24 protein-coding genes and 5 pseudogenes are annotated in these 24,238 nt (G+C 69.2%); 16 read left to right on the top strand and 13 right to left on the bottom strand.

Annotated features, from left to right (window positions below; translation table 11 throughout):
• Positions 1 to 379, bottom strand: a 379-nt coding sequence (locus tag AOK23_RS51930; protein WP_206336232.1) for a DJ-1/PfpI family protein, incomplete at its 3' end; no start/stop codon positions are given.
• 68 nt (positions 380 to 447) lie between these two features.
• Here AOK23_RS51930 and AOK23_RS48870 point away from each other — a divergent pair.
• Positions 448 to 762, top strand: coding sequence for a hypothetical protein (locus AOK23_RS48870; protein WP_055713779.1), 315 nt, complete (start codon positions 448 to 450; stop codon positions 760 to 762).
• Between the two features lie 22 nt (positions 763 to 784).
• Here the strand turns inward: AOK23_RS48870 and AOK23_RS18355 are convergent, their stop codons facing one another.
• Positions 785 to 1,078 (bottom strand): STAS domain-containing protein, encoded by a 294-nt coding sequence (locus tag AOK23_RS18355; RefSeq protein WP_338056479.1) that lies wholly within the window; start codon positions 1,076 to 1,078, stop codon positions 785 to 787.
• Here AOK23_RS18355 and AOK23_RS18350 point away from each other — a divergent pair.
• Positions 1,049 to 1,597, top strand: coding sequence for a site-specific integrase (locus tag AOK23_RS18350; protein ID WP_157878071.1), 549 nt, complete (start codon positions 1,049 to 1,051; stop codon positions 1,595 to 1,597). The two genes, AOK23_RS18355 and AOK23_RS18350, sit on opposite strands and share 30 nt — an antisense overlap.
• A 280-nt stretch (positions 1,598 to 1,877) precedes the next feature.
• Positions 1,878 to 2,378, top strand: coding sequence for a hypothetical protein (locus tag AOK23_RS48865; RefSeq protein WP_063791354.1), 501 nt, complete (start codon positions 1,878 to 1,880; stop codon positions 2,376 to 2,378).
• Positions 2,379 to 2,483: 105 nt separating this feature from the next.
• Here AOK23_RS48865 and AOK23_RS47925 read toward each other — a convergent pair whose 3' ends face one another.
• Positions 2,484 to 2,639, bottom strand: coding sequence for a hypothetical protein (locus AOK23_RS47925; RefSeq protein WP_157878070.1), 156 nt, complete (start codon positions 2,637 to 2,639; stop codon positions 2,484 to 2,486).
• A 235-nt stretch (positions 2,640 to 2,874) separates the two neighbouring features.
• A complete protein-coding gene (locus tag AOK23_RS18340; RefSeq protein WP_055713776.1) occupies positions 2,875 to 3,477 on the bottom strand; it encodes a TetR/AcrR family transcriptional regulator in 603 nt (200 codons plus the stop codon).
• 166 nt (positions 3,478 to 3,643) lie between these two features.
• Between AOK23_RS18340 and AOK23_RS18335 the strand changes: the two genes are divergently transcribed.
• Positions 3,644 to 4,357: an SDR family oxidoreductase gene (locus tag AOK23_RS18335; protein ID WP_055713775.1), complete on the top strand. Its 714-nt coding sequence runs from the start codon at positions 3,644 to 3,646 to the stop codon at positions 4,355 to 4,357.
• 568 nt (positions 4,358 to 4,925) lie between these two features.
• The gene (locus AOK23_RS49910) at positions 4,926 to 5,129 is read left to right on the top strand and encodes a hypothetical protein (RefSeq protein WP_240496433.1); all 204 of its coding nucleotides are present in this window, start codon (positions 4,926 to 4,928) and stop codon (positions 5,127 to 5,129) included.
• An 18-nt stretch (positions 5,130 to 5,147) separates the two neighbouring features.
• Here AOK23_RS49910 and AOK23_RS49905 read toward each other — a convergent pair.
• The 3 genes and pseudogenes from AOK23_RS49905 to AOK23_RS18320 form a co-directional block, all read right to left on the bottom strand.
• A pseudogene (locus AOK23_RS49905) lies at positions 5,148 to 5,327 on the bottom strand (enoyl-CoA hydratase-related protein); the annotation flags it as partial.
• Positions 5,328 to 5,387: 60 nt separating this feature from the next.
• A complete protein-coding gene (locus tag AOK23_RS18325; protein ID WP_055713773.1) occupies positions 5,388 to 6,254 on the bottom strand; it encodes an alpha/beta fold hydrolase in 867 nt (288 codons plus the stop codon).
• 49 nt (positions 6,255 to 6,303) lie between these two features.
• Positions 6,304 to 7,299 carry an NADP-dependent oxidoreductase gene (locus tag AOK23_RS18320; protein ID WP_055713772.1) on the bottom strand — a complete coding sequence of 332 codons (996 nt, stop codon included), beginning with the start codon at positions 7,297 to 7,299 and terminating at the stop codon, positions 6,304 to 6,306.
• 148 nt (positions 7,300 to 7,447) lie between these two features.
• On the opposite strand from AOK23_RS18320, the gene AOK23_RS18315 reads away from it, so the two are divergent.
• On the top strand, positions 7,448 to 8,071 hold the full coding sequence (locus AOK23_RS18315; RefSeq protein ID WP_055713771.1) for a TetR/AcrR family transcriptional regulator: 624 nt from the start codon (positions 7,448 to 7,450) through the stop codon (positions 8,069 to 8,071).
• 48 nt (positions 8,072 to 8,119) lie between these two features.
• Here the strand turns inward: AOK23_RS18315 and AOK23_RS18310 are convergent, their stop codons facing one another.
• The 3 genes and pseudogenes from AOK23_RS18310 to AOK23_RS18300 all read right to left on the bottom strand — a co-directional run.
• Positions 8,120 to 8,989 carry a WD40 repeat domain-containing protein gene (locus AOK23_RS18310; RefSeq protein WP_157878069.1) on the bottom strand — a complete coding sequence of 290 codons (870 nt, stop codon included), beginning with the start codon at positions 8,987 to 8,989 and terminating at the stop codon, positions 8,120 to 8,122.
• Between the two features lie 241 nt (positions 8,990 to 9,230).
• Positions 9,231 to 10,519: pseudogene (locus AOK23_RS18305) on the bottom strand (helix-turn-helix domain-containing protein); the annotation flags it as partial.
• Positions 10,520 to 11,559: 1,040 nt separating this feature from the next.
• Positions 11,560 to 12,697: pseudogene (locus tag AOK23_RS18300) on the bottom strand (ISL3 family transposase); the annotation flags it as partial.
• On the opposite strand from AOK23_RS18300, the pseudogene AOK23_RS45155 reads away from it, so the two are divergent.
• The 5 genes and pseudogenes from AOK23_RS45155 to AOK23_RS18280 form a co-directional block, all read left to right on the top strand.
• A pseudogene (locus tag AOK23_RS45155) lies at positions 12,687 to 12,851 on the top strand (ATP-binding protein); the annotation flags it as partial. The pseudogenes AOK23_RS18300 and AOK23_RS45155 overlap by 11 nt on opposite strands.
• A gap of 228 nt (positions 12,852 to 13,079) precedes the next feature.
• Complete coding sequence (locus AOK23_RS18295) at positions 13,080 to 13,535, top strand: DUF2975 domain-containing protein (protein WP_420823720.1); 456 nt, start codon at positions 13,080 to 13,082, stop codon at positions 13,533 to 13,535.
• A complete protein-coding gene (locus tag AOK23_RS18290; RefSeq protein WP_055713768.1) occupies positions 13,535 to 13,825 on the top strand; it encodes a helix-turn-helix domain-containing protein in 291 nt (96 codons plus the stop codon). Before AOK23_RS18295 ends, AOK23_RS18290 begins: the two co-directional genes overlap by 1 nt.
• A gap of 221 nt (positions 13,826 to 14,046) precedes the next feature.
• On the top strand, positions 14,047 to 15,201 hold the full coding sequence (locus tag AOK23_RS18285) for an FAD-dependent oxidoreductase (protein ID WP_055713767.1): 1,155 nt from the start codon (positions 14,047 to 14,049) through the stop codon (positions 15,199 to 15,201).
• Positions 15,202 to 15,366: 165 nt separating this feature from the next.
• Entirely contained in the window at positions 15,367 to 16,593 is a 1,227-nt protein-coding gene (locus AOK23_RS18280) for a hypothetical protein (RefSeq protein WP_157878068.1), read from the top strand.
• 742 nt (positions 16,594 to 17,335) lie between these two features.
• Here AOK23_RS18280 and AOK23_RS47920 read toward each other — a convergent pair.
• The 3 genes from AOK23_RS47920 to AOK23_RS49895 form a co-directional block, all read right to left on the bottom strand.
• Positions 17,336 to 17,848: a hypothetical protein gene (locus AOK23_RS47920; RefSeq protein ID WP_055713765.1), complete on the bottom strand. Its 513-nt coding sequence runs from the start codon at positions 17,846 to 17,848 to the stop codon at positions 17,336 to 17,338.
• 88 nt (positions 17,849 to 17,936) lie between these two features.
• Complete coding sequence (locus AOK23_RS49900; protein ID WP_055713764.1) at positions 17,937 to 18,695, bottom strand: hypothetical protein; 759 nt, start codon at positions 18,693 to 18,695, stop codon at positions 17,937 to 17,939.
• 286 nt (positions 18,696 to 18,981) lie between these two features.
• The gene (locus AOK23_RS49895; protein WP_240496434.1) at positions 18,982 to 19,149 is read right to left on the bottom strand and encodes a hypothetical protein; all 168 of its coding nucleotides are present in this window, start codon (positions 19,147 to 19,149) and stop codon (positions 18,982 to 18,984) included.
• A gap of 87 nt (positions 19,150 to 19,236) precedes the next feature.
• Between AOK23_RS49895 and AOK23_RS18265 the strand changes: the two genes are divergently transcribed.
• The 5 genes and pseudogenes from AOK23_RS18265 to AOK23_RS18250 all read left to right on the top strand — a co-directional run bounded on the left by AOK23_RS18265 (position 19,237) and on the right by AOK23_RS18250 (position 24,193).
• On the top strand, positions 19,237 to 19,677 hold the full coding sequence (locus AOK23_RS18265; protein WP_055713763.1) for a hypothetical protein: 441 nt from the start codon (positions 19,237 to 19,239) through the stop codon (positions 19,675 to 19,677).
• 61 nt (positions 19,678 to 19,738) lie between these two features.
• Complete coding sequence (locus AOK23_RS18260) at positions 19,739 to 19,927, top strand: hypothetical protein (protein ID WP_055713762.1); 189 nt, start codon at positions 19,739 to 19,741, stop codon at positions 19,925 to 19,927.
• Positions 19,928 to 20,595: 668 nt separating this feature from the next.
• A pseudogene (locus tag AOK23_RS51925) lies at positions 20,596 to 20,734 on the top strand (IS256 family transposase); the annotation flags it as partial.
• A 433-nt stretch (positions 20,735 to 21,167) separates the two neighbouring features.
• Positions 21,168 to 21,524, top strand: a complete 357-nt coding sequence (locus tag AOK23_RS49890) for a hypothetical protein (protein ID WP_055713761.1) — start codon at positions 21,168 to 21,170, stop codon at positions 21,522 to 21,524.
• A gap of 227 nt (positions 21,525 to 21,751) precedes the next feature.
• Entirely contained in the window at positions 21,752 to 24,193 is a 2,442-nt protein-coding gene (locus tag AOK23_RS18250) for a WD40 repeat domain-containing protein (RefSeq protein WP_107102811.1), read from the top strand.
• Positions 24,194 to 24,238 lie beyond the last annotated feature (45 nt).

Here is a 24,238-nt window from a genome sequence, read left to right as displayed (position 1 = left end):
AGGAGAACCTGCGTCCGGCGGAAACACTCGGCCGGCCCCGCTGAACGCCCCAACACGTGGGCCCATGTCGCTGGACGCCCTGCGCCCTGCAGTACGCCCCCGGCCGCGTAGCCGCCGCCTGCAGGCGCCTGGGACGCAGCTCTCGCCGCCGGGCTAGGCGCGGCCGACTCGAGGTGAACTGGCCGTCGATGACGATCTCCTTGTCGGCGACCTCGGCTCCTGCAATACGTAGATGCGTGCGGATGCTCGGCCACGAGGTGAGTCGGCGTCCGCGCACGACATCGGCCTCCACCATGGTCCACGGGCCGTGGCAGATCGTGGCCACGGGCTTCCCCGAGTTCATGGAGGCCTTGACGAAGCCGACGGCGTCCTTGTTCATGGTGCCGCCGGCACAGGGCGTCGTAGTCGTCGTCGGAGGCGCGCGGGATGTGAGGAGGGCGCGGACTGGTGCAGTCGCGCTTGCCGCCGACGGCGTCCAGGTCTCCCCCCCAGAACGAGGACGGGACGTTCCCGCCCGCGGGCGGCGTGCGAGCCGGCGTCGCTGCCGAACTTCATGAGGACCAGCAGCATGTCGCTGACGCCGACGGGTGGAAGAGTTACAAGGCCAACCGCTCTCCCAGCGGAAACACCAAGCTGCACACGGTGGCTGGGACGGTGATCGCCTGGGCGCTGGGGGAGCCGGAGCCGGTGGGGCGGGAGCTGGACGCGGCCGTGCAGCGGCGCTCACGCCAGCGGAATGCCCCGGACGCGGAAGTCGGGTAGAGCGCCGCGGCCGGGGCGTGGGTCAGGGGACCAGGGCCTGTTCGACGGTGGGATGGCAGCCGATGACCTGGTCGAGGCCGACGAGCTCCAGGACCCGCAGCACCGAGGCCTGGGCGCCGGCGATACGCAGCCATCCCTGAGCGTCACTCATGCTCTGGTGGGCGGCGATGAGGACTTTGATGCCGCTGGAGTCCATGAAGGTCACGCCGCTGAGGTCCACCACGGTCCGCGGCGGTGTCACGCTGCCGTAGGACAGCAGGGCCTCGGTGAGCTTGTTCTTGACCGTGTGGTCGATCTCGCCGCGCAGCGTGACCACCCGAACGCCGTCGACGGCGGCGTGGTCGACCGACAGGCCGAGGAGGCGGTCCGCGACCTCTGTGTGGACACCGACTCCCCACTACGACACGTCCCGCAGGCGCAGGCGCAGGCGCAGGTGGACGGTCAGCGGTGGCTGGAGCAGATCTCCTACTACGACGTCGGCCAGTTCGAGCGGCTGCTGCAGGTGTCCTGCTGGATCGTCATCGCCTACCTCTCCGGCCTTCGCGACTCCGAGATCAAACACCTGCGGCGCGGTTGCGTCAGCGCCCAGCGCGACGCCGACGGCCGTATCTACCGCTACCGGCTTCACGGACTGGCCTTCAAGGGCGAAGGTGTCCATGGCGCGGCCGCCACCTGGATCGTCACCGCTCCCGTCGCAGGGGCCGTCGCCGTCCTAAACGCTGCCAGCCAGCCGACGAGCCCTACCCGTTCGCGCACCCGCTCAAATCGGCCAACCACCAGCGCCACCGCGTGGCCGGGCGCGTGCGCACCAGCGCCACCACCATCAAGGACATGACCGCACTGGCCAGGTGGATCAATGCCTACTGCGCCGCTCACTCACGCGTGGTTGCGATCCCCGCGGACAAGTGGCGCCTGCCGCACCTGACGCCCCGGCAGTTCCGACGCGACCTGGCATGGTTCATCGCCCGCCGTCCGGGCGGCACCATCGCGGGCGCCCTGCGATACCGCCATCAGCGCATCCAGATGTTCGAGGGCTACGCCGGTGCTAGCGACTCCGGGTTCCGCGACGAGGTCGAGGCCGAAGAGGCCCTCCCCGCGGCCAGTTCCTCGCCGAGATGGGCGCCGACGTCGATCGTCCGGCACGGGCCGGACCGGCCGGCGCGGAAGCCGAGGGCTGGCTCGCCGAGTTCGCCCGCCACACCGTCTTCGACGGCCAGGTCGTGACCGACGAAGCCCGCCTGCGCCGCATCGTGGCCCGCCACGACCCGCACGAGTTCCCGGGGACCTTCGTCACCTGCGTCTACAACCCCGACCGCGCCCTGTGCCGCGCGCCCGCCGGCCCCGGCCACCAGCCGGTGCTCGCCGACTGCCAGCCGCTGGCCTGCCGCAACACCGCCCTCACCCCCGCCAACCACCAAGCCCTCTCCAGCCACTTTGCTCAGCTGGAGGACGCCCTGGACGACGGCGACCGTCTCGTCCCTTACGTCCGACACCGTCTGCAGGAACAGCACCGTGTCACGGCCCGCGTTCCTTGCCCGCCACGATCCGGAGCCCGCCGAGTGAAACGAGCCCTGCCCGACGCCGACACCGTCAAGGCCGCCATCGCGGGGGTGTAGCTGTCCTGGCAGCTGCGGGGCATGACGCGGTGCATGTCGTACATCGAGGCGGTGGCGACCGCCTCGATGTGGCTGCCGGCGGCACGGCGGTGAGCGCCATGCCGCTCAGGCCGCAGATGGCGGGGCGGGGATCACCTCGTCGACGGCGCGGCGCAGTGTTTCGCGGACGGCGGTGGCGTCGTCGAGTTCCGCCGACTGGAAGGCGCCGTCATGGAGCATGCCCAGTACGCGAGCGGCGTGGTCGGGCTCCGGGTGCCCCATGTCGGCCGACAGCTCGCGCAGGGGCTGAGCGACGGGGACCCGACGTCACGTAGGTAGGCAATCGCCGGAATCCCAGCAGCACGCGTTGGCGGTAGCCTTCCGGCCGCCCGCCCCACCCCTCCGGCCATGTCGGAATGGGCAGCAACGGCCGGATGATCTGTCATTGAGGGATTCGGGCCATGACGCAGCCGAGGACCACCAGGATGGTCGCCTGGGTCTGAGTCTGGGCCGCGCTTCAGCGAGGCAGCATGACGTCAACCTGCCCCCGGATGTCCTGCGTGATCTCCTCGACGCTCAAGGCGATGTTCACGCTCGCCGCCGTGCTGAGGAACATCACGGCGGACACGATGTGTGCCAGCGTCGCGGCGTCGTCCTCCGTGACCCGCTCGTCTCGGCGCAGCACGGCGGCGATGGCCTCCTCGGCCTGCGCGACGATGGCGAGTGCCGCGCTGTGCCGGGGCTCCTCGGGGTCGCCGAAGACCATCTCTCGCAGGTAAGTGCGTCCGTTGTCGATCTGGGTGCGGTTGCACTCCACGATCGGCCGGACGATCGCCATCACCGCGTCCAACACGCCTGGGATGGCCTCGGCATCCGCCCGGCCCTGCTCAAGTGCTTCGGCGTACTTGGCGTTCTGCACAAGCAGGAGGAGTTCGCCCTTGGTCTTGGCATAAAGAAACAGGGTCCCGGTGCCGATGTCGGCCTTGTCGGCGATCTGCTGGGTCGTGACCTCATCAATGCCGTGTTCGGCGAACAGCTCAGTGGCGGCAGCGACGATGCGGTCGAATTTCTCCTGCTTGTTCCGCTCGCGCCGTCCGACCGACCGGGGGGTGACAGGCATGGCGGTGTCCTCCAGGAATAGATTCTGACTGCAATCAGCTATGACTGCAGTCAGTACCGCGTGGGCTCGGATACGGCTGCGCTCATTCTCCCATGGCGGGGCGACCAGTCATTGCTCCATCCGTGCGCAGCCACGCACCTCACATCCCCTTGGAAAAGAGGAACCAATGCCCTCTCTCGATGGAGCAGTCGTCCTCGTCACCGGCGGCAATGGCGGTATCGGCACCCACTTCGTCCACGACGCCCTGGCTCGCGGCGCCTTCAAGGTCTACGCCACCGCCCGTTCCCCCCGCGCCTGGGACGACGAACGCATCGTCCCCCTGACCCTTGACGTCACCGACCGCGCGTCGATCGACGCGGCCGTCGCAGCCGCGGCGGATGTCACCGTGCTCGTCAACAACGCGGGCGCCATCCCGCCGAGCGCGAGCCTGCTGGACGTCACCGAGGCGGACATCCGGGCGAACATGGAGACGAACTTCTTCGGACCCGTCTTCCTCGCCCGAGCCTTCGCACCGATCCTCGCCGCCAAGCAGGGCTCGATCCTCGTCGACGTGCACTCCGTTGCCAGCTGGTATGCCTTCGGCGGCGCCTACAGCGCGTCCAAGGCCGCACTGTGGTCGGCCGCCAACTCGCTGCGCATCGAGTTCGCACCCATGGGCATCCACGTGACGGGTGTGCACATGGGCTACGTCGACACCGGTATGGCCGCGCACGCTGACGGACCCAAGATGCTGCCGACGCAGCTGGTGACGACGGTCTACGACGCCGTCGAGGCCGGCGAATACGAGGTCCTGGCCGACGAGTTGACCAAGGGGGTCAAGGCGGCTCTGAGCGGCCCGGTCGAGGCGCTTTACCCGGACCTGCACAGCACGAACGCCTGACATTTTTTCTTCGGTCCCGACGTGATCTCTTCACGTCGGGACCCCGTGATCCATGGCGTCCGAATAGTTGGCCGGCCGGTGTCGAGGAGGGATGCACCGTCGCGGCCGTCGAGCCGTGGATGACCTCGGCGGTCGATCCAGCAGCAGCCCGATCAGCAGCGGGGCACCACCGTGGTGACAGACCATCGCGGCTGTCGGGCCACGGGCTCAGGCGGTGCCAGGCACCGCGAGGTCGGCCCGGTCTGTGTCGGTGAAGCTCGGTCAGGCCATGGTCGGCGCGCACTCGTCCGCGCATCATCCGGCGTGATTCGTCCAGCGACCGCCAGGGCACTTCACCCGCCACCACTCGCAGCAGTGTCGGCGGGTACAGGCTGCGCCACTTCGAGGTGAGTCCTGGCCAATCGGCCTGTGCCGCGCGCGGGCGCCGACGCGTTCGAATTCGCCCGCGATGCTGGTGCGCCGGTCGACCACAGTGCCGAAGACGTCGGAAATCAGGTGGGCCCCACGACAAAAGAGGACGCACGCGGCATCCGCTGCGTCCGTGCTCGCTCCCTGCCGGGTGTCAGCGTTGCTGGTTGGCGACGCCGATGTGGTGCCCGAGACGGTATTCGAAGTCGATGCCGGCCTGTTCGGCGTCGGCCTGCGTGCCTGCGGCCCGGGTGAGGAAGCCGGGGAGGGTGAGGGAGTGGGCGAACTCGCCGTACGCGGCGACCAGGTCCTCGTCCGGGGGCAGGGATGCCCGGTTGATCTGGGCCTTGGCCGAGGCGAGTGAGGTGCGGTCGAAGGAGGCGAGCCGGGCGGCGACGGTGCCGACGAAGGCGTCGAGTTCACTGTCGGGGAGGGCGCGGGTGACCCAGCCCCAACGCTCGGCGGTGTCGGCGTCGTAGTCGTCGCTGGTCAGGATGGCTTCCAGGGCGCGGTCGCGTCCGATGGCGCGGGGCAGGCGTTCGGTGCCGCCACCGCCGGGCAGCAGTCCGCTGCCGACCTCGGGCTGTCCGAAGATCGCCTTCTCATCCTGGTCAGGCGGTTGTCATCGGGCGAGGAACTCGACCGCCACGGGGGCGAACTCGTCGTGGTACTGGAAGATGCCGCCGTGCCCGGAGTCGGGGTAGATGATCACTCGGCTGTCCTTGATGCGCCGGTGTAGGTCCTCGGACAGGACTGACGGCACCATGCGGTCGTTGTCGCCGTTGGCGATCAGGGTGGGCTGCGTGATCGACGACAGGTTGTCGGGGGCGGAGCGCCCCCACTTCTTGATCGCCTTCAGCTGTGTCTGGAACGCCTTGACCTTGATCTCCGCGTCGCGGTCGACGGTGCGCTCCTTGAGCCGGTTGACGAACGCGCGCCCGGCGGCCTTGCCGGTGGCGTTGCGGTTGAAGAACAGGAACTCCTTGGGGTCCGAGCGGGTCAGGGTGGCGCGCAGGATGTCCCAGTAGGTGGTTCCGGCGACCTTGTCGATGTCCTTGCCGCCCTTGGGGCCGGTGCCGGTGAGGACGAGCTTGCGGACGAGCTCGGGGTGCTTCACTACCAGGGCCTGGGCGACCATGCCGCCGAGGGAGAAGGAGAAGACGTCGATCTTGTCGTACCCGAGCGCCTTGATGAAGGTGTAGGCGTCGTCGGCCATCGCCTCGACACTGTCCGGCACCTGGCCGGTGGATGCCCCGACACCGCGGTTGTCGAAGGCGATGACGTGACGGCCCTTCGCGATGGGGTCGACGATGCGGGGGTCCCAGTTGTCCAGGGTCGCGGCGAGGTGGACGAAGAAAACGACGGGGATGCCGCCCTTCGGTCCCAGCTCGCGGTAGGCGTAGGTGACGCCGCCTGCGCTGACGGTGCGGGCCGGGGCCTTCGCGTAGGAGGTGATGACGGCTTCGTTCGGGGTGTCGGTGCTGCTCATGACGGATTCTCCTCGTGTGTTCCGTGTCGCCCGTCGCGGTTGCGGCGGATCAGCTGTTGCCGATGACGGCCTTGCCGCGGATGCCACCCTGAGACAGGAACTGCAGCGCCTGGGGGGTCTGGTCGAAGCCGACCACCTTTCCCACGACCGGGCGCACCACGCCCTGGTCGATGAGGGTGGTGATCTGGCGGAGCTGGTCGCCGCTGGCGCGCATGAGCAGGAACTCGTACGTCACGCCGAGCTTCTTGGCCTGCCTGCGGATCTTGCCGCTCAGGCCTGCGACCGCCAGGCGCAGCAGCGGGTTCAGGCCGGCCTCGCGGGCGAACGCGGGGTCTGGGGGACCGGCGATCCCGATGGCCTTACCTCCGGGCTTGAGCACCCGCAGGGACTTCTCGAGAGTCTCCCCACCGATGCCGTCCAACACCAGGTCGTAGCCGGTCAGGAGCTGCTCGAAGTCCTGGGTGCGGTAATCGATCACCGTGTCCGCGCCGAGCGCGCGCACGAAGTGCGCGTTGGAACCGCTGGCGGTCGTGGCGACGCTCGCACCGAGGTGCGCGGCGAGCTGGATCGCGATCGAACCGACCCCGCCGGCGCCTGCGTGGATGAGAACCTTCTGCCCGGGCCGCACCTTCCCGCGCTCCACCAGCGCCTGCCACGCCGTGAGCGCCACCAGCGGCAGCGAGCCCGCCTCATCCATACTGATCGAAGTGGGCTTGAGCGCCAGGTCGCCCTCCGCGACGGCGATGCGTTCGGCGAACGTGCCGATGCGGTCCTGGGCGGGCCGGGCGTAGACCTCATCTCCAGGCTTGAAGCCGCGAACCGCCGTCCCGACACCGATGACGGTGCCCGCGACGTCGTTGCCCAGGATCAGCGGCAGCTTGTAGGGCAGGATCTGCTTGAACTCACCGGCGCGGATCTTCTCGTCCAGCGGGTTCAGCCCGGCGGCCTCCACCCGCACCAGCACGTCGTGCTCCCCCACGGTGGGCTCGGGGACTTCCGCCTCCTGCAGCGGCTCCTTGTACTTGGTGACGACGAACGCTCTCATGGGGCGTCTCTCCTTGCATTCATCCCATTTATCCAGGTCTGAGACCAGGTCGGCCAATTCGGCTCGACTTTCGGGGCCTCCCCCCGTTCACTCAAACCGAGTACACTCAACTGTGAGTGTACTCAGAATTATTGTCAAGGGAGGCCCCATGGGACGCGGCCACATGACGATCGGGCGCCGCGAGCGGGCCAAACAGGCCAAGCGCGAGCGCATCATGACCGCGGCCCGTGAGCTGTTCGCCGAACACGGCGTCAGTGGGGTCACGACGCAGCAGATCGCCCACCGGGCCGACGTCGCGATCGGCACCCTCTACCTGTACGCGTCCACGAAGGCCGAGTTGCTGATCATGGTGCAGAACGAGAAGTTCGGCGCCGCCATCGACCTCGGCCTCGCCGCCGCGAACGCCGCCGTCGGGCAGGGCGTGCTGGAGCCGGTCGTCGCTCTCATCCGTCCCGTGGTGGAGTGCCTGAGGGAGCACATCGAGAACGGTCGCACATACCTGCACGAACTCGTCTTCGGCGACCCGGCCGAGCCCTACCGGCAAGCGGGTCTAACCCTTGCTGGCCGCCTCGAGGACGGCATCACCGGCCTGCTCGCCCGCAACGAGTACATCAGTGCCGCCGACGCGGCAACGCTGGCGCGGGTGATCACCGCGATCATCCACATCAGCACCACCGCCACCCTGCACCTGCATCGCAGCGACGAAGCCGTCCTCGCCGACATCCGCGACCAGATCCACGCCGCCCTGGCACCCCACCACCGCGCCGCATGACCACTCGCTCCACGAGCCAACCATCGAACACCCCGGAAAGGGGGCACGTCATGAGCGCCACTCGGCTGACCGGATGGAACGCACCAGATCGTACTGTGCGTAGTACAGGGTGCGGCCGTCTGCACTGAGCGCCACGGGGTTGAAGGTGACGCCGACATCCGGCACTGTGACGGCGAGCTTGGGCTGCCGGGTGCCCGCGAGTTTCCATACCTTGGTCGTGCCATCCCGGCTGGCGGTGGCCAGGGTCGCGCCGTCGTAGCTGAGCGCCACATGGTTGACCGTTTTGGTGTGTCCCTGCCACTGCGCGAGCTGGACCGGGTGCTGAGGCCGGCTCATGTCCCACTGTGCGAGCCGGCCGGAGCTGTCACCGGTGACGAGGGTGTGACCGTTGGGGGTGACTGCCATGGCGGACACGTCGTCGGTGCCTTCGGACAGCGGGCCCAGCGGGAGAGGATGTCCGGGGTCTTGGGCATCCCAAAGCCGGACTGGGCCGCGCGCGACTGTGACCATGAGGACGTTCCGTCGGTCGAAGGCGATGCTGGTCACCGCAGTGCCGGTGGCGTGCAGGACATGCGGGGGCGTAGCACGCCGGCCAGGGGCAGTCGACCAGAGGTTCACTGCTCCCCGCTGGGTGCCTGAGGCCACGATGGTGCCGTCGGGGCTCATGGCCGAGGCCCCGGAGATCTGGCCGTCGCCGAGGAAGTGTGTCGCGTGGGGGGTGGCTGAGGAGCTGAGCACCGTGCTGCGTGCTGCCTCCGTATCGTGCGCCTGCAGTGCGGCCTGACCGAGGAGGAGGGAGAGTGCAGGGTTGGTGGTCCGGATCAGGTCGGCTTGGGCCGCGAGTCCGCCGGACATGGCGACATCGCGCTGCACTGTTGCTTCGCGGCCCTTCACCACGGCCAGGAGCGTGGCTGCCACCCGCGATCAGGGTGAGCACGGCCAGCGTGGCCACCAGGCGGCGCAGCCGACGGATACCACGCTGCTGGTGGCGGCGGGCGGCCCGCAGAAAGTCGGCCTCGGCAGGGCCCGTCTGCTCGGGATGGGTGGAGGCCCACTCCTCAGCCGCTGTGAGCCGGACGCCCCGATAGAGCAGGCCGCCGTCGCGGCCTTCCGTGGACCAGGCCGTGGCCGCCTCGATCAGCTGTTGACGCACGCGCAGAGCCGACCGGTCGGCATCGATCCACTTGCGGAGCCTGGGCCAGGCCCTCAGCAGAGCCTCGTGGCTGACCTCCACGTGCTCGGTATCCGACGTCAGCAGCCGTGCCCCGGTGAACGCCTCCACGACCCCCTCCGCCGCGGTGTTTGTCTGGAGCAGGGCGTCCCGGTCGGCCGGCTGACGGACCTCATGCTCGCCGTCGCCGTCGCCGACGCGGACCAGGCTGAGCATGACCTCGCGCCTGTGTTCTGTTCCTGAGGGTTGAGGCGGGCGTAGAGGCGTTCAGCCGTCGTGGCGACAGCTCCGTAGATTCCCCCAGTGCGCTCGTATCCGGCAACAGTGAGCACTCCGTCCGTGCGCTGCTGCCAGGTGGCCCGCAGCGCGCGGGCCAGCAGCGGTAGCGCACCGGCTGAGCACGTGTCGGCGCCGGGCATGGCGCCCATATCGCGCAGGAGCACCTCAACCAGCCCAGGCTCAAGCGTGAGTCCCTCAGCGGTAGCTGGCGCGGTGATCGCCTCGCGTAGTTCCGCGACAGTCATCGGCCCCAAGGGCAGTGCGTGGGACCGCGCGGCCTGCAGCGGGGGGTGGGCCAAGCAGTGGCCGTAGAAGTCAGCACGCAGGCCGAGCACTACCGGCAGTGCCGCAGCGGATCGACAGCACAGTTCGGCGATGTATGTATCCCGCTCCGCCACGTCCTTGCAGAGCGTGAACACCTCCTCGAACTGATCCACAATCACAAGGGCATACGACGCCAGCGGACGTCGCATGTCATGATCACGCAGCTCGTTCATCGGCTGTGCCGTTGGCGTCAGACAGAGCACGTCCTTCGCGCCTGGCCGATGTCCAGGCAGCGCGCCGCGCAGCACGGCGTGTGCCAGCCCCGCGCCCAGCAGCGAGGACTTGCCGATTCCCGATGGGCCGATCACCGCCGCCGGGCGCCCGGCGACGGCCGCATCAGCCACCAGGCCCAGCACGTCGGCGAGAGCCCGGTCACGCCCGAAGAACCAGTCGGCCTCCTGCGTGCGGAACGAGGTCAGTCCCGGATACGGGCATCGTGCGGCACGTTCACTCACTGCCAGAGCGACCAGCCAGCCATCGGCCTTCAGTACCTGGTCGCAGGCGCGGGCAAATTGCTCGCCCGGCTTCTGTAGCCCGTTCTCCAGCCGGCTGAGATAGCCCTTGCTTGTACGCATCTCCTCGGCGAGACCCGCCAGCGACTTGCCCTCCGCACGGCGCAGCCGCCGCAGTTCGCTCCCGAACGTCGCCGCCCCGCTCTGATCCTCCTCTGCCACGCCGGTGCCCCCTCCGTTACGGCCAAAGAGCGCCGACCGGTCAACGATGCCGCGAATCGAGGGTCACGCAAGTACGGCGATCAACACCGGATTTTGCGAACCGCCAGCTCAAGAAGGGTTTCCGGGTATCCGTGGCCAGCTGGAAACCGGTAACCCCTTGAGCCGGGCTCCAGGCCCAGCCGAAGCTCCTGCTGCCGCTTCGTTCACCAGCAACCGGACGGGATCGAGGTCGGCGCAACCACCACATTCATCCCCCGAAGGGGCAGACCATCATGATCAAACGCCTTGCGATGGCAGCATGCGCTCTCAGCCTGGCTGCCGGGTCCGTCACCACGGCAAGCGCCTCGGAAACCGAGACGCCGTCCCGGCCCCACACCCTCCACAGCACGACCAGCCACACCACAGCATTGGCAACGGGAACCCAGGCGAATGCTGCAGTGCAGCAATCACGGATCCCGTCCAGGATTGCGAAGGTCTGGGCGTCAGGCGGCAAGGTTCACGCTCAGTATCGATGGGGAGGGTCAACCAACCTTTCGGTCCTCGCACGTCTCGTGCGTGATGACTACTGGTCTGACGACACCGTCGACAGTGCCGGCGGGAACGGGACCAGCGTCCTGAACCTGTCCTGGACTTGCCGGGGAACCAAGGGCACCCAATACAGGATCGAAGCCTCATCCCGGTATGGGCTCGTCGTCACGCGTGACGTATCCAAGTGGGTGTACCTCCCGTGTAGCGACTAGGGACACCTTCGGCTCACGGACGCGGAGGCCGGCCGAGGCGGCCAGATGTCGGCGGCCGGCTTCGCGGCCGGGGTGATCGGCGTCCGTGGACCGTCGTGCCGGCTTCCGGGTAGGTCGTCGGTCATCCGTCGGTGGGCCCGGTGGGCACCGCGCTGCCCACCGGTACGGTCGCCGCCAACTCTCCATCGGGGTGGCCCTGGTCAAGCGACCAAACCGGCGCTGAGCTGCATGAAGCCCCAAGGATGGGGTCTGTAAATCGTTCGGCTCTGTTCCGTAGTCGGTGGTGACGGTGCGTTCTCCTCATTGCAGGAGGATGCGGTGACGGAGGAGGTCGAATCCTGCTCGGCCGTGCATCTGCCGCGTGATCTTCTTGGGTCGGGTGTTGACGCCCCCGGTCCGGCCGTTGTGGTGGGGCAGGGTGAGGCCGGCGTTCACGGCGGCGCGGTCGAGTTCGATGCCGTTGCAGAAGTTGTGCAGGTGGGGCAGGCCAGCGGTGCGGACTGCGGCGATCCACTGGGTGAGCTTGTCCTCGTTGGCCTGGGCCGGGGTCAGGAACGCGGCGAACTCGCCGGTGAGGCGGGCGAGTGCGGTCATCTCAGGGCACGCCGCTGTGAGGAGGCCGAGCAGGTCGGTGTCCCTGGTCCACAGGTGCTCGGGGTGGGTGAGCAGGAACCGGGCGAGGCGGCGGGGGGTTGTCACGGGGCGGTCGCCTTCGGCGCGGCCCTGATTGAGGTAGCGGACCAGCAGGTTGGCACTGCCGGTATAGCCCAGTTCCCTGATCTCGTGCAGGAGGTGCGTGACGGGAACGGCCGGGTTGTCGGACCGGCGCCGGCGCAGGTGTTCGCGGTAGGGGTCGACCAGGGTGGGCCGGTAGCGGGGGGCGATGCGATCCGCGGGCGGTTCGGGGATGCGGGCGTAGCGCTTGACGGTATTCAGGGCGACGTTCAGTCTGCGGGAGCAGTCGAGCAGGCCGACGCCGGAGTCGAGGGGGGCGTGGGCTTTGTGCCAGCGCTCGCGGGTGGTCTGCTCGCGGACGCCGCCGGGCCGGGGCGGGTTGACGGTGGCCCAGCAGGGGGCGTGGGCGCGGACCTCGGCCAGGACTTTGTCGCACAGGTTCCGCCACAGATGCCAGCGGTCGCTGACCTGTACCGCGTCGGGCCCGGCGGATTGCCTCGGCGTAGGTGGCCGAGCCGTCCCGGCACACGACTTCGATCCCTTTCTTCCCGCGCAGCCATGCCTCCAATGTGGCGGCTTCGCGGTCGGGCAGGACATCGACGCGTTCCCCGGTCTCGGCATCGATGATGATCGTGGCGTAGCGGTGACGGCGGCGCAGGGCGAAGTCATCGACCCCGAGCACCCTCGGGATCCGCACCGCTGGGGGGGGGATTCCCCGCAGCACTCGCTGGGCGGTGGCGAACGATACGGGCAATGGCTTCGATGGCAACCAGCCGTACTCGCCGGACGAGGTGCGCGAGGCGCTGCAGATCGGCCCCGACACCCCGATCATCACCACCGACGCCTGTCATCGCGCGGATGCGAAGAGAGCACTGATCACCCTGGTCGAGCACGCGCTGATGGCCCGCCTTCGCTAGCGCCGGCAGTACCCGAAGCAAGGCGCGCCCTCCGCCGGGGAGGACGCGCCTTGCTCTTTTTTGGGTGACCCTCGCCTGAACGCCATGGACCTGCCATTACGGGGATCCGGCTGTGGTGTGAGCGGACCCGCCTTGCCGACCACATCGATAATCGATAGATTATTATCGTAATTCGACCGAGGGGGAGTGGCCTTGAGGAAGGTGACAGTGCTCGCGCTGCGCGCCGTGATGGTGGCGCTACACGCCGGATCGGTGTTCGCCCAGACGGTGATGGTGGCGATGCTGGCGGGCGCCATGGAGGAGAGTGTCCTTGGCGGCCGCCGCACTCCGGTCCTCGTGATCATGGTCCTGGGCCTCGTGACGGTCCAGGTCGTCCTGGTCCACGTGTGGCGGCTGGTCACGATGGCGCAACGCGGAACCGTGTTCTCCCCCGCCGCGTTCCGTGACGTGCATCTCGTCATCGGCGCGTTCGTGGTGTTCGCGCTCCTGGTGTTCGCGCTCGGGGTGGTCCTGGCATCGGGCGAGGTCGTGCCCCCCGTCGTTGTGGCCCTACTGGGCGGGGCTTGCCTGGCGGCCGTCGGGGTCGCGCTCATCGTGCTCGTGCTGCGGATACTGCTGGCACAGGCCGTCGCACGCGACGTCGAGGCGTCGCAACTCTGGGCCGAGTTGGCCGAGGTGATCTGATGCCGATCGCCGTCGACATCGACGTGATGCTGGCCAGGCGGAAGATGTCCGTGGGCGAACTGGCGGACCGGGTGGGCATCACACCCGCCAACCTGGCGGTGCTCAAGAACGGCCGCGCCAAGGCGGTACGCTTCACCACCCTCGCCGCGCTGTGCGAGGTGCTCGAGTGCCAGCCCGGAGACCTGCTGCGCTGGGAGCCGGATGACCCCGGGGATCGGGACGGGGCCGCGCGCGATTCCGGATCATCCGTCCCGACTGGATCCTCGCTGTGGTATCCGCAGCCGCAGTAGTCGGCCGCCCGCACACGACCACAGGTACGACGCCGTTGACCATCCCTGCTGCGCGACCCGCTCCACCTGATCTCCAGCACGCTCCCGAGTGACGACCTGACGACGACGTCGGCACACCTCATTCTCGCGCCCCGCGCCCGTCGCCGTACTGCCGGCCGCCAGTAGGCACCCGCCGCGGGCCGAACGCACCGCTCCGGACTCCCCGACGAACAGAGCAGACCATGACGACAGCACGCCTCTCTTACCGTCCCGCGGCAGACAGGGCCGACGTACTGGTGGTCGGGGCCGGACTGGCCGGACTGAACACCGCCACACTCATCGCCCGACAAGGCCACGACGTCCTTCTGGTCGAACGCCGAACCAGTCTCGCCAGCGCGATCCGCACCACAGGAATCTTCGTGCGGAAGACACTCGACGACTTCCCGCTACCCCCCGACTGCCTCGGACCACCGATCCGACGCGTGGTCCTCTACCCCCCTGACCTGCGTCGCCCGGTCAGCCTCACCAGCCACCGCGACGAGTACCGGGTGGGCGACATGGCACCCCTCTACGAAGCGACGGCCGCCACGGCGGTCGATGCCGGCGTACGCATAGCACTGGGCACGCGCTACGTCGGCCGACAGGGCAACACCTTCCACCTGGCCGGTCGCGACGGACCGACCGCGGTCCGGGCCCGCTTCGTCGTCGGCGCCGACGGGGCCCGCTCAAAAGTCGCCCGCGACCTCACTCTCGACCGCAACCACCACCTGATCATCGGCGCCGAAGAGGTCTTCGAACTACCCGGAAGCGACCAGCCACCGACATTCCACTGCGTACTCGACCCCTCACTTGCCCCCGGCTACCTGGCCTGGGTGGTCAACGACGGGCGACACGCCCATGTAGGAGTCGCAGGCTACGCCGACCGCTATCCAGACGGTCTCCGCCGTGCCATGGAGCGATTCAGCGCCTCGGCGCCCGGACTGACCGGCATCGAACGTCCCGAAACGGTGGAAAGGCGCGCAGGCCCCATACCCGTCGGTGGCCTGCTGCGCCGAATCAGCTGCGCCGACGGGCTTCTCGTGGGGGATGCGGCAGGCGCGGTGTCCCCACTCACCGCCGGCGGCCTGGACCCGTGCCTACGGCAGTCGAAACTCGCAGCCGAGGTCCTCAACGACGCACTGCGCACCGGAGAACCGAACACGATGACCAACTACGACGGAGCCGCACTCCGCCCCCACTTCCGCGGACGACTCACGCTGCGCCGGCTATTGGCCCAGGTACGGACGCCTACCACAGCAGCAGCGGGATTCACTCTGCTACGCACACCGTTCGGCCGGGCCGCGGCAAGCCGAGTCCTCTTCGGCGACAGATCCTTCCCCGACGCCATACCCAAGTGAACTCAGCGAGCGAGCGGCCACGTCATGCCTTCATCGAATGGGGGCGCCTGGCGCCGAGTAGGCACTTGCCTTCCACTGCGATCACCCGGCGTCTGCGGCGCACCAGAGCGCGCTCGTCGGGGACGAGACCCATGCGTACCAGTTGGGGGGTGTACCAGTCACGTGGTGAACACGCGGGTACTTGTGGATGTCGTGGTGGTCGCGTCGGTCGTTCCGGACCTCGCGATCGCCTCGCGTGTCCTGGTCCGCCGCCCCGACCCGGTCGCGGCGGCGGACCGCCGCGTCTTCTCGCCGGCCGTCTGGCTGGCGCTGGTGATCTGCCTGATCTACGTCAACCAGGTGCTGTTCACCGTCTATGTGCTGCGCGTGCGCGGCGGGGACCCGTCGTTCATCGCGCGGTATCTGCCCGCCGGGTGGTTCGACATGGCGTCGGCGCATCCCGTCCTGCGCGGCCTGGCGGAGCACTTCCCGGCGCCGGGGCTTCTTGCGCCGAGCGTGCTGCGGATCCAGGCCTTCCTGGAACTCCCCTTCGTGCTGCTGGCGTTCGCGACGGTGGTGCGCTGGCTGGACGCTGATCTGTACCGCCGGATCGCGCGCTCCGTCCTGCTGCCCCTGGCCTCCATGTCGTACACGGCCGTGTTCTGTCTGGTCGAGTGGGACCTGCGCAATCCGTACACCTCCGACGACCTGGTGATCCGCGCCGTCTCGGCCGTGATCACCCCGCTGCTGATCGCTCGGGCGGCAGCGCGTGACACGGGGACGACCCGGGTGACGGCCTCCGTCGCGGGACTGCTGGTGTTCATCGGCTCGCTGGGGGCGCTGGGCGGCCTGGTCCTGGTCGTGTACGACACCGCGCTGCTGTACAACTTGGGCCGGCTCGATGACCGTCTGCCGCTCGCCCTGGCGGCCGCGGGCCTCCTGCTCTGTCTGCGCGTGGCCGCGTCCCGCCTGAGGGCCCGGTCCACGTCCACGCCGACGCTGTCGTTCGTGGTCCACGCCCTGCGGCGCTGGTTGGTGCTGTTCTTCGTGCCAGCCCTGGCGGTGCGCTACGGGCTGCTGTTCGGGACGCCGTCACTGGCTCTGGCGACGGGCGGGCTGACGGCCACGGTCGCGTGCGTGCAGGCCGGCCGCGACACGCTGACCGAGACGCGGGACTCGCCAGGCGGAGCCGCGCGACCGATGTCTGCCCTGCTGCTGACCGGCGGGATCGGATGCGCGATCCTCGCGGGAGCCGGTGGCGCGGCCGTGGCCGTCCGACTGACCCCCAGGTCGTACGACGAGGTGGCCCTGCTGTCCGCCCTCGCCGGATTCCTGGTGACGGGCGTTGCGGTGTGCGGGCTCATCGACATCCGGCTGGCGGCCGTTCTCAAGAAGGCAGGCGGCGGTCGGTGAGGATCAGTCCCTCGCCGCTGTGATGCCGCAGTGCTGTCCGAGGACGTCACGCTCCGCCGTACAACCGCTGCAGGTCGACGAGGATCACCTCGTCGTGGGCGGTTGCGGCCCGGAGGGCCGGGTGAAGCCGACGCCGCTGTAGCACGCCGGACGGGTGTGGCTGGTGTCGATGCCGCGAGCGGGTGGTTCTCGACCGTGGTGGTCATCGGGCACCAGTCCCGAACAGCACCTCCAGGCTCTCCGGGAGACAGCCGACCGCTGCGCATGCCCCCGGACGAATGGGACGTCCGTGAGGGGAAGGTTCGGTTCCTCGGCCATCCGGCGCGGAACGGCGCGGCCTGCGTGTCGAACAGCGGGGCGGCTGCCTGGACGACGGCGGCGGGCACGGTACGGCGGGGCTCGGGGGCCGCAGAGGCGCCGGGGATCGAGGAGGTCAAGGCCATGACACCGTTTCCGGGCGCACCCATCGCCGAGCCCGAGTACGGGGGTTCGCGCCCCCGGGCGGTCGATGGCGGCATCCGGGGTGAGTCGACCCGGGTGGGAGCCCAGCCCCTCGGCACTCGATGATGTTCACCGCGAGCGTGGTCGCGGGCTCGCCCGTACTCGTAGCGGTCCGGCAGATGGAGGCGACTCGGCCCCCGCCCGCCGCACCGTACGCCGCCCGGCCGTGAGCTCGCTCGTCATGGCCCCTACGTCCGGGTCGACATGGCGCAAAGTCGCGGCGACGGCTGCTTCGAGGTGATCAGTGGTGGCGCGTTCGCCGACTGGGACTTCCTGCCACAGCAGGGGGGCCGGCGTCATCCACCGCCCAGCGCGCGAGCCCCCAGCCGAGGAGGGCCAGGAATCCGGCGAGGGGGCCCAATGCCGGCGCGAACGTCGTGTTGACGATGCCGGCGCCGGCCATGCCGGCCATCTGCCAGGCTGCCCCGAGCACGGCGAGAGCCGCCCACCAGTGCCACCTGCTGTTGCGCGCCACGACGAAGGGCAGCAGCACGAAGGCGGCGGTCTGGACGAGGTATCCGATCCGGAAGTAGGTGTCGCCCATCACCTCCCACCCCTGCAGATGACTGGCTTCGGCGCGGGACGCCAGGTGCTCGACACGGTAGTCGAGGAACGTGAGGCCTTCCCCGAAGCGCTCCGGGAACCAGTCCAGGAGGTAGAGCCCGTAGAGAGTGAGGACCGAAGCCGCTCCCGTCAGCACGTATGCGGTGGTCAGCTTCCCGCCGCTGGGGGCAGGCCTGTTGGAGTTCGTCACGTGTTGGTTCCCTTCCATGCCCGAAGAGGGCGTGGCTCGTTGCCGGTCGGTCGCAAGCGCCCCGTACCGTCCCGTTCGGCCGGACGCGTCAGCGCCGCGCGGGCTTGCTCTCGGCGGTGGTGTCGTCGGCCGGGGCGGGGGTGATCTCGATCGAGCCCGACCGGAGCGTCTGGCGCATGAGGAGCAGCGTGGCGGTGATGCTGGTGGCGACGGGGATGAGCGGCCAGTACCGGGGCTGGTCGCTGCCGAGCAGACCGGGGATGACGATCAGCACAAGGATGGCGAGCACTCCGGCGATGAAGCCGAGCACCATGTCGAAGGCGAAGTTGATGGGGTCGGCCACGCTGGTGCCGTTCCGACGTGCCCTCCAGACGCCTGCCGTCACCGCGAGGACGTTCAGATAGCCCATGCACAGGGGGTAGAGGGCCAGGAGGGTGTTACCTCCGAGGCCGCTGTGCCACCCGGGCCACACGTAGTACCCCTCGACTTCGATGACTTTCCCGTGCCACAAGCCGACCCGGGCGTGTTCGCCCACGTCCTTGCCGGCCGCGCCCTTCACCGTTTGCAGCTCACCGTTCACCCGTAGTTCGACCGTGACGTCGTACCAGACGTGCACGTCCGACGTACGGTCCTGGCCGGCTCCACCCAGCGACCACATCCGCTCCTCGGATCGCTTCTCGACGGTGGCGTCCGCTTGTACCAGTGCCCCCGAGTCACGGGCGCGGGCGATGGCGATCTCCTCGTACGTTCGCCAGACGTACAGCGTGATCACCACCGCCATGGTCAGGCGGAACACCACCACGACGACGCCGACCCACTTCGGTCGGCCCCCACGCGCGTCCGACATGACAGCCTCCCCTGCGCACCCGGTAGCTCCTCCGCTACGGAGATCATGACCCCGTCGGCGGCTCATGGCACGGTGCCGACCCCAAGTTCGGTAGGGATCTACGTGTTTACACCGAGCCACCCCGGGCCGGCGTGGAGGTGGGCGGGGTGCGTCCGGCCGGCGTGGCTCAGGCGGCCGCGTGCTCGCTGCCGCGCTGCACCACCAGCGCCCGGTCCGCATCGGCCAGTTGGTCGTGCACGGGCCGGACGGTACGAGCGAGACACATAGCCGCACGCCGCCGTCGTCGTCACCGCTGGCCAGCGTGCGTCCGTCCTGGCTGAACGCGAGCGAGCGCACGCCGTGGGCGCTGCCCGGCCAGGCTTCTCTTCAATCTGCCGGTGCCGGTGTCCCACAGCCGCACCGTGCGGTCGTCGCTGCCGGTGGCCAGGAGGCTTCCGTCCGGGCTGAAGGCCACCGTGGTCACGCGCACGGTGGCCTCGGAGTCGGCCGCGTCGGGGCCTGCTGCCAGTGATCCCGGAGCGGATGGAGGAGACGAACCACGATGAAGACACCGCGCAGCACTGCTGTAGCCGCCGCGAGTATCGCTCTGACCGGCGCCCTGCTGGGCGCCGCGGCCCCCGCGCAGGCCGTCGGCGCCGACGGCTCGGCCACCCCAACCGCGTCCGCCACATCCGGTGCAGGGGACGGACGAGGCCTGTGCAAGCGGCTGCCCAAGGTCGAGGCGCACGTCACCCGTGCCCTGCAGCGGCTCAACGGGGACGCCTCGACGCGCGGTTCGGTAGCGCGGATGCAGCAGCGGGCCGCGAAGGCCAAGACGGCGGGCCGTACGGCCGTCTACACCTACCTCAACGACCGCGTCACCTTCCGGAAGGGCCTGGTGACGACCCTCGAGCAGCGTCAGAAGCACATGGCGGCGGTGGCCGACTGGTGCGCCTCCCAGGGCCTGAAGGCGGATGCCGACGGCACGGGCGACGCCTCGTGAACCGTCGTACGGCCGTATGTCTCGACGCCCTGAACCTGGCAGCAGTGCTGACCCTCACGGGGTGCGGGAACGGCGGAAAGGGCGCGGCTCCCGGCGGGGCCGTCACGGCCCTGCGGCCTCCGGCGCTGCTGCGGCGGCCACGACGCCGACCGGCTCCGCCGGTGATCAACTGCAGCAGATGCAGCAGAAGATGGACGCCGCGGAGAGCGCGGCGGCGGCCGCCGATTCGGACGCCGACAAGAACGGCTGAGAGGGGCCCGCAGCCGCCACGACCGGTCTGCCGAGGCCTCGCTGAAACCACGTAGCCGGACACGTATTTCGCCCGCGCGGGCGGTCGGCGCCCGGATGCCGTCCGTGGCGGCTCCCAGCATCCTCGGCATGACCGCAGTGAGCTCATCGGCGGGCTACCGCGTCATCACCGCTGATGAGGGGGAGGCCCGCTTCGGCGTCGACGCCGACCTCCAGTACTGGTACCGGGAATTCACCGACGCCCAGGAGATCCGTGGACGGCGATCTGGACCGTCGACGGGTACCTGGAGTGGTGGGACGCCGCCCGTGGCAACTTCCTCCAGGTCAGGGGAACGTACGGGTCCGCGATGTGCTGCTGTCGGCGTGCCCCGCCGTGGTGGTCCGCGGCGACCTCACCGCTGCCGGCGGCATCCAGGGTCGCCACTGGGACGACGGACACGACGGCACGCCGGCGATGTCTGACGCTCGAGGGCCTGGTCCGCGCCCAGGTTGTCATCTGCAGCATGTGCTTCGCTGGACCGCCGGCGGTTCTGGTCATCGGTTACGACTACTCGTACGCGCTCACGTGCTGTTGTCGTCTTCACCACGCGGGAACTGGGCTGTCTGGGTCGCCGGACTGGAGCCATGAGGCATCGGCGGGATCCACCCGGCGACCGGAGCGGCCACCGGTACGTGGCGGATCTGGCGCAGTTCCTCGGCTCGGCGGCCGGGCCGTCGCCCGCCACCGTGACCCGGCTGACGAAGCAGTGGCAGGATGACCACGCCGCCTTCCAACAGAGTGAACCTCGCCGACAGCGACTACGTGTACGGCGCACCGCGGTCCCGGACGCCGGTCTCCGCCTACGTGAGTGATTACGTACTTTCACCGATGCCAGGGAGACACGCGGCGAAGAAGCTTGTTCACGAGCCGCGCATCGGCGCAGGCTGGAACCTCTGGATGCCTCCTCTTCCGAGTCGGAAGCCGTGCAGCCGACCGCCACGTCGCTGGCCGACGAGCAGCGCCAGAGCGGTACAGGGAAGGCGACTCGTGAACCGTCAGCAAACGGAATTCCATGCCTCATGCGGGCACTTGATCTCGGCGCCGGCCGAGCGTGCCGGGCAGAACGTCCGTTGCCCCCATTGCCACCGGGTGGTCCCGGCTCCGGCTGCCGATGTTCCGTACGCCTCGCCCGTGTTCATACCCGGCCCTGTTCCCGGGCCGGCCACGTCGGTGGAGCCGGCCGCCCTGACCCGCCCTCTACATGACCGTCCTCATTGCCGGTGTGCTGGGAGCCGCCTGCGTCTATCTGGTCATGTTCAACGAGCTCGACGAGTCCGAACTGGTCACGATCACCCCGCTGTGGTTCTTTCCGATCGTCTTCGGCCTGTACGGCTTCGTCTCCCAGCGACTGTTGCGGCGTATCTCCGCGGGGCACGCGCGAACCCTCAGTCAGGCCGCCCGCATGTCGATCGAGGTGGCCGGTTACTGGGCGCTCCCGGCGCTCTTCCCGTTCCTGGTTCTGAGATGGCGCAGTTCTCTGCTCGTGTCGCTGGCGGCGGCGGTCTTCTGGGCCGTACTGCTGTGGTTCTTCTTCGCGGCGGTCTTCCCGACCCTCTGAGCGCGGTCACCGCATCGCCCACAATGACGGAAAGCACCGATGTCCGAGCTCCAGCGGAGTGCGGCACCGCGTCCACCGCGGTGGCCGTATCGCGCAACGACCGGCCGTACGGCTGACACAAGCAGCGGACGATCCAGTTTCGAGCGCTGTGGTCACTTGCTGCGGCGCGCAGAATGAGCCCCGACCGTCAGGTCGCGGCGGTCAGTTCGGTTCCGTGGGTTTAGGTAATGATGGATGGATCTGATCAAGTGTCTCGGGATGTGACTGCCTCGCAGGGGCTGGGTTCTTGGCGGGCGGACTGGACGTGCGGTTCCGGGTCGGACCCTCGGCTGCTCCGCTGCTTCAAGGGTCACGACGCCCCCGTGGTCGCGGTGGCGACGGCGGTCGTCGACGGGCGTCCGGTTGTCGTCTCGGCGAGCCGCGACGCGACGATGTGTATCTGGGACCTGGCGACTGGGGAACGGCTGCACACGCTGACGGCAGCTCCTCCCGACCCCATCTCGTCGTTGTCGCCCGAGTTGGTGGCCCTGGCCACGGTGGTGGTCAACGGGCACCCCCTGGTCCTCACGTGCCACTGGGACGGGTCCGCAAGGCTGTGGGATCCGGAGACGGGGCGTTCTGCGGGCGAACTGGTGCTGGGGCTGGCGCGGTTGGTCCTGGATGGCCGGCACGTGGTGCTGGCCGTCGGGGCGGACCGGACGCTGGGTGTATGGGACCAGGCCACCGGCAGTCGGCTGGGCGTGTTCCCCTGGATGGTGGGGACAGGGGAGCTGGATGGACGCGAGGTCGTTGTCACATGTCCACCGGACCATCCGGCGCAGGTGTGGGATCTGGCCACCGGTCGCGAGATCGGCGAGTGCCTGCCGGCCGAGGGAGCGTGGACTCGCGAAGGGCGGCACTTCGCCGTAACCAGTGAGGAGGGCCAGGCGCCCCGTGTGTGGGATCTGGACCGCCACGTGCTTCTGGCAGCCGACCCGGGGGAGTTGCTGGCGGATGGCGAGCACGGTGACGAAGTGTCAGCCTTGACGGTCGTCGACGGGCGGGTCGTGGTCCTCAGCTTCCATCACGAAGCGGCACCGGAAGTGGTCGGAGACCTGGCTCCCATTGTTTTTCCCGACGGCCTGTCCGAGACCTTGATCTTTGAAGAGCGCAGTGTGGTGCTCGTCGTGGGCGCGGATCAGACACTGCGTTTCTGGAACCTGCCGACGAGCCCCATGGGCCCTGACGGTACGCGGAGCATCCGCAGCATCCCTTTGGAAGCCGCTGAGGGGAAGGGGCTCAAGAGCGCCGACCCGGAAGACCGGGTCGGCCTGTGGCCCCTGGTCTCCGCCCGGACGAGCGGCCTGTTCGCCACCGAGTTGCGCTGGGGAATCGAAGCAGGGGCCGCTTCCCGGAGTCTGGTGCTGGATGACCTGCCCGTCTCCCTCATCGCCGGACCGGACGGCACCGTCACGGTGCGGCACGCACTCAGCCTTTCACCTGCGGGTAGTGTGCTGAGCGGTCACACCGATCGGGTGTGGGCCATCGACAGCGCCCCGGCCAGGACGCGAACCCTGGCGGTCACGACCTCCCGCGACCGTACTGTACGCGTCTGGGATCTTGCCACCGGCGAGCAGGAGGGTGAGCCCCTCACCGGGCACACCGGCCAGGTGTGGGACGTCGCCGCCACCGTTGTGGAGGGACGTTGCGTCGCTGTCACCGCAGGGGAGGACCACACAGTGCGCACCTGGGACCTCACCGCTGCGCGAGGGGACTGCGGCCGGCTGCGAGCCGGACACACCGGATCCGTCCTGGCGGTCGCCACTGCGGTGGTCGGCGGCGTCCCCGTGGTCGTCACCGCAGGTGCCGACCACACCGTGCGCACCTGGGACATGGCCACCGGCTCGCGGGCCTCCGACTTCCTGAGCGCAGAGGTGTCCGCCATGACGACGGCGGTGGTGGGCGGACAGGCGGTTGTCGTCACGGCCGCTCCCGACGCCACCCTGCACATCGTGGAGCTCGCCACCGGCCGACCGGTCCACCGCCCGTTTCCCAGCGGCCACGGCAGAGTCCTGGCCATCGCCTCGACGGTCCTGGACGGCCTGCCCGTCGCCCTCACCGTAGGCAGCGACCGCGCTGTGCGCGTCTGGGACCTCACCACCGGACAGCCCCTGGGCGCACCTCTCACCGGCCACTCCAGCCGTGTTACCGCCGTCGCCACCACGGTCCTCGACGGACGGCCCGTGATGGTTACAGGCAGCTGGGACAAGACAGTGCGACTGTGGGACCTCCCCACCGGCCGACAGCTCGGTGAACCCCTGACCGGCCACACCGACTGGGTGACCGCCGTGACCACTGCCACCTTGGGCGGAGCCCCCACCGCGATCAGCAAGGGCCGGGACCGGACGATACGCCTGTGGAACCTGTCCACGGGGCAGCAGATCCGCGACGCCCAGACCGCCGAGTCAGGCTCCGACAATTCGCTGGCGGTCTCAGCGATGGCCGACGGACGGCTCGTTGCAGCCCTCGGCGATGACCACACCGTGCGGTTCCACGACCTCACCGCAGGGTGCCCGGCCGGTGCCGACCACCAGTTCTCTTTCCCTGTGCACTCACTCGCCGCGGCACCGGGCGGGCGCTTCGCGGTCGGCTTCGGTTGCGAGGTCGCGGTTTTGTCGAGGGCATCCTGACAGGCCAGGGTCTCGGCAGGGTAGGGGTCTGTCAAACGGGCGGTG

This window comes from Streptomyces torulosus (genome assembly GCF_001419765.1).
Taxonomy (GTDB): Bacteria; Actinomycetota; Actinomycetes; order Streptomycetales; family Streptomycetaceae; genus Streptomyces; species Streptomyces torulosus.
This window is presented reverse-complemented; position numbering and strand designations above follow the sequence as displayed.

What these genes read in the sequence shown, in the direction of transcription:
- AOK23_RS18250 (WP_107102811.1), top strand. Translation starts at nt 21,752, where the DNA reads ATGATGGATGGATCTGATCAAGTGTCTCGGGATGTGACTGCCTCGCAG.
- AOK23_RS18320 (WP_055713772.1), bottom strand. Translation starts at nt 7,299, where the DNA reads ATGAGAGCGTTCGTCGTCACCAAGTACAAGGAGCCGCTGCAGGAGGCG.
- AOK23_RS18285 (WP_055713767.1), top strand. Translation starts at nt 14,047, where the DNA reads ATGACGACAGCACGCCTCTCTTACCGTCCCGCGGCAGACAGGGCCGAC.
- AOK23_RS18340 (WP_055713776.1), bottom strand. Translation starts at nt 3,477, where the DNA reads ATGCCTGTCACCCCCCGGTCGGTCGGACGGCGCGAGCGGAACAAGCAG.
- AOK23_RS18335 (WP_055713775.1), top strand. Translation starts at nt 3,644, where the DNA reads ATGCCCTCTCTCGATGGAGCAGTCGTCCTCGTCACCGGCGGCAATGGC.
- AOK23_RS47925 (WP_157878070.1), bottom strand. Translation starts at nt 2,639, where the DNA reads ATGGGGCACCCGGAGCCCGACCACGCCGCTCGCGTACTGGGCATGCTC.
- AOK23_RS49890 (WP_055713761.1), top strand. Translation starts at nt 21,168, where the DNA reads ATGACCGTCCTCATTGCCGGTGTGCTGGGAGCCGCCTGCGTCTATCTG.
- AOK23_RS18290 (WP_055713768.1), top strand. Translation starts at nt 13,535, where the DNA reads ATGCCGATCGCCGTCGACATCGACGTGATGCTGGCCAGGCGGAAGATG.
- AOK23_RS18265 (WP_055713763.1), top strand. Translation starts at nt 19,237, where the DNA reads ATGAAGACACCGCGCAGCACTGCTGTAGCCGCCGCGAGTATCGCTCTG.
- AOK23_RS49900 (WP_055713764.1), bottom strand. Translation starts at nt 18,695, where the DNA reads ATGTCGGACGCGCGTGGGGGCCGACCGAAGTGGGTCGGCGTCGTCGTG.
- AOK23_RS48865 (WP_063791354.1), top strand. Translation starts at nt 1,878, where the DNA reads ATGGGCGCCGACGTCGATCGTCCGGCACGGGCCGGACCGGCCGGCGCG.
- AOK23_RS18315 (WP_055713771.1), top strand. Translation starts at nt 7,448, where the DNA reads ATGGGACGCGGCCACATGACGATCGGGCGCCGCGAGCGGGCCAAACAG.
- AOK23_RS18325 (WP_055713773.1), bottom strand. Translation starts at nt 6,254, where the DNA reads ATGAGCAGCACCGACACCCCGAACGAAGCCGTCATCACCTCCTACGCG.
- AOK23_RS18295 (WP_420823720.1), top strand. Translation starts at nt 13,080, where the DNA reads ATGGTGGCGCTACACGCCGGATCGGTGTTCGCCCAGACGGTGATGGTG.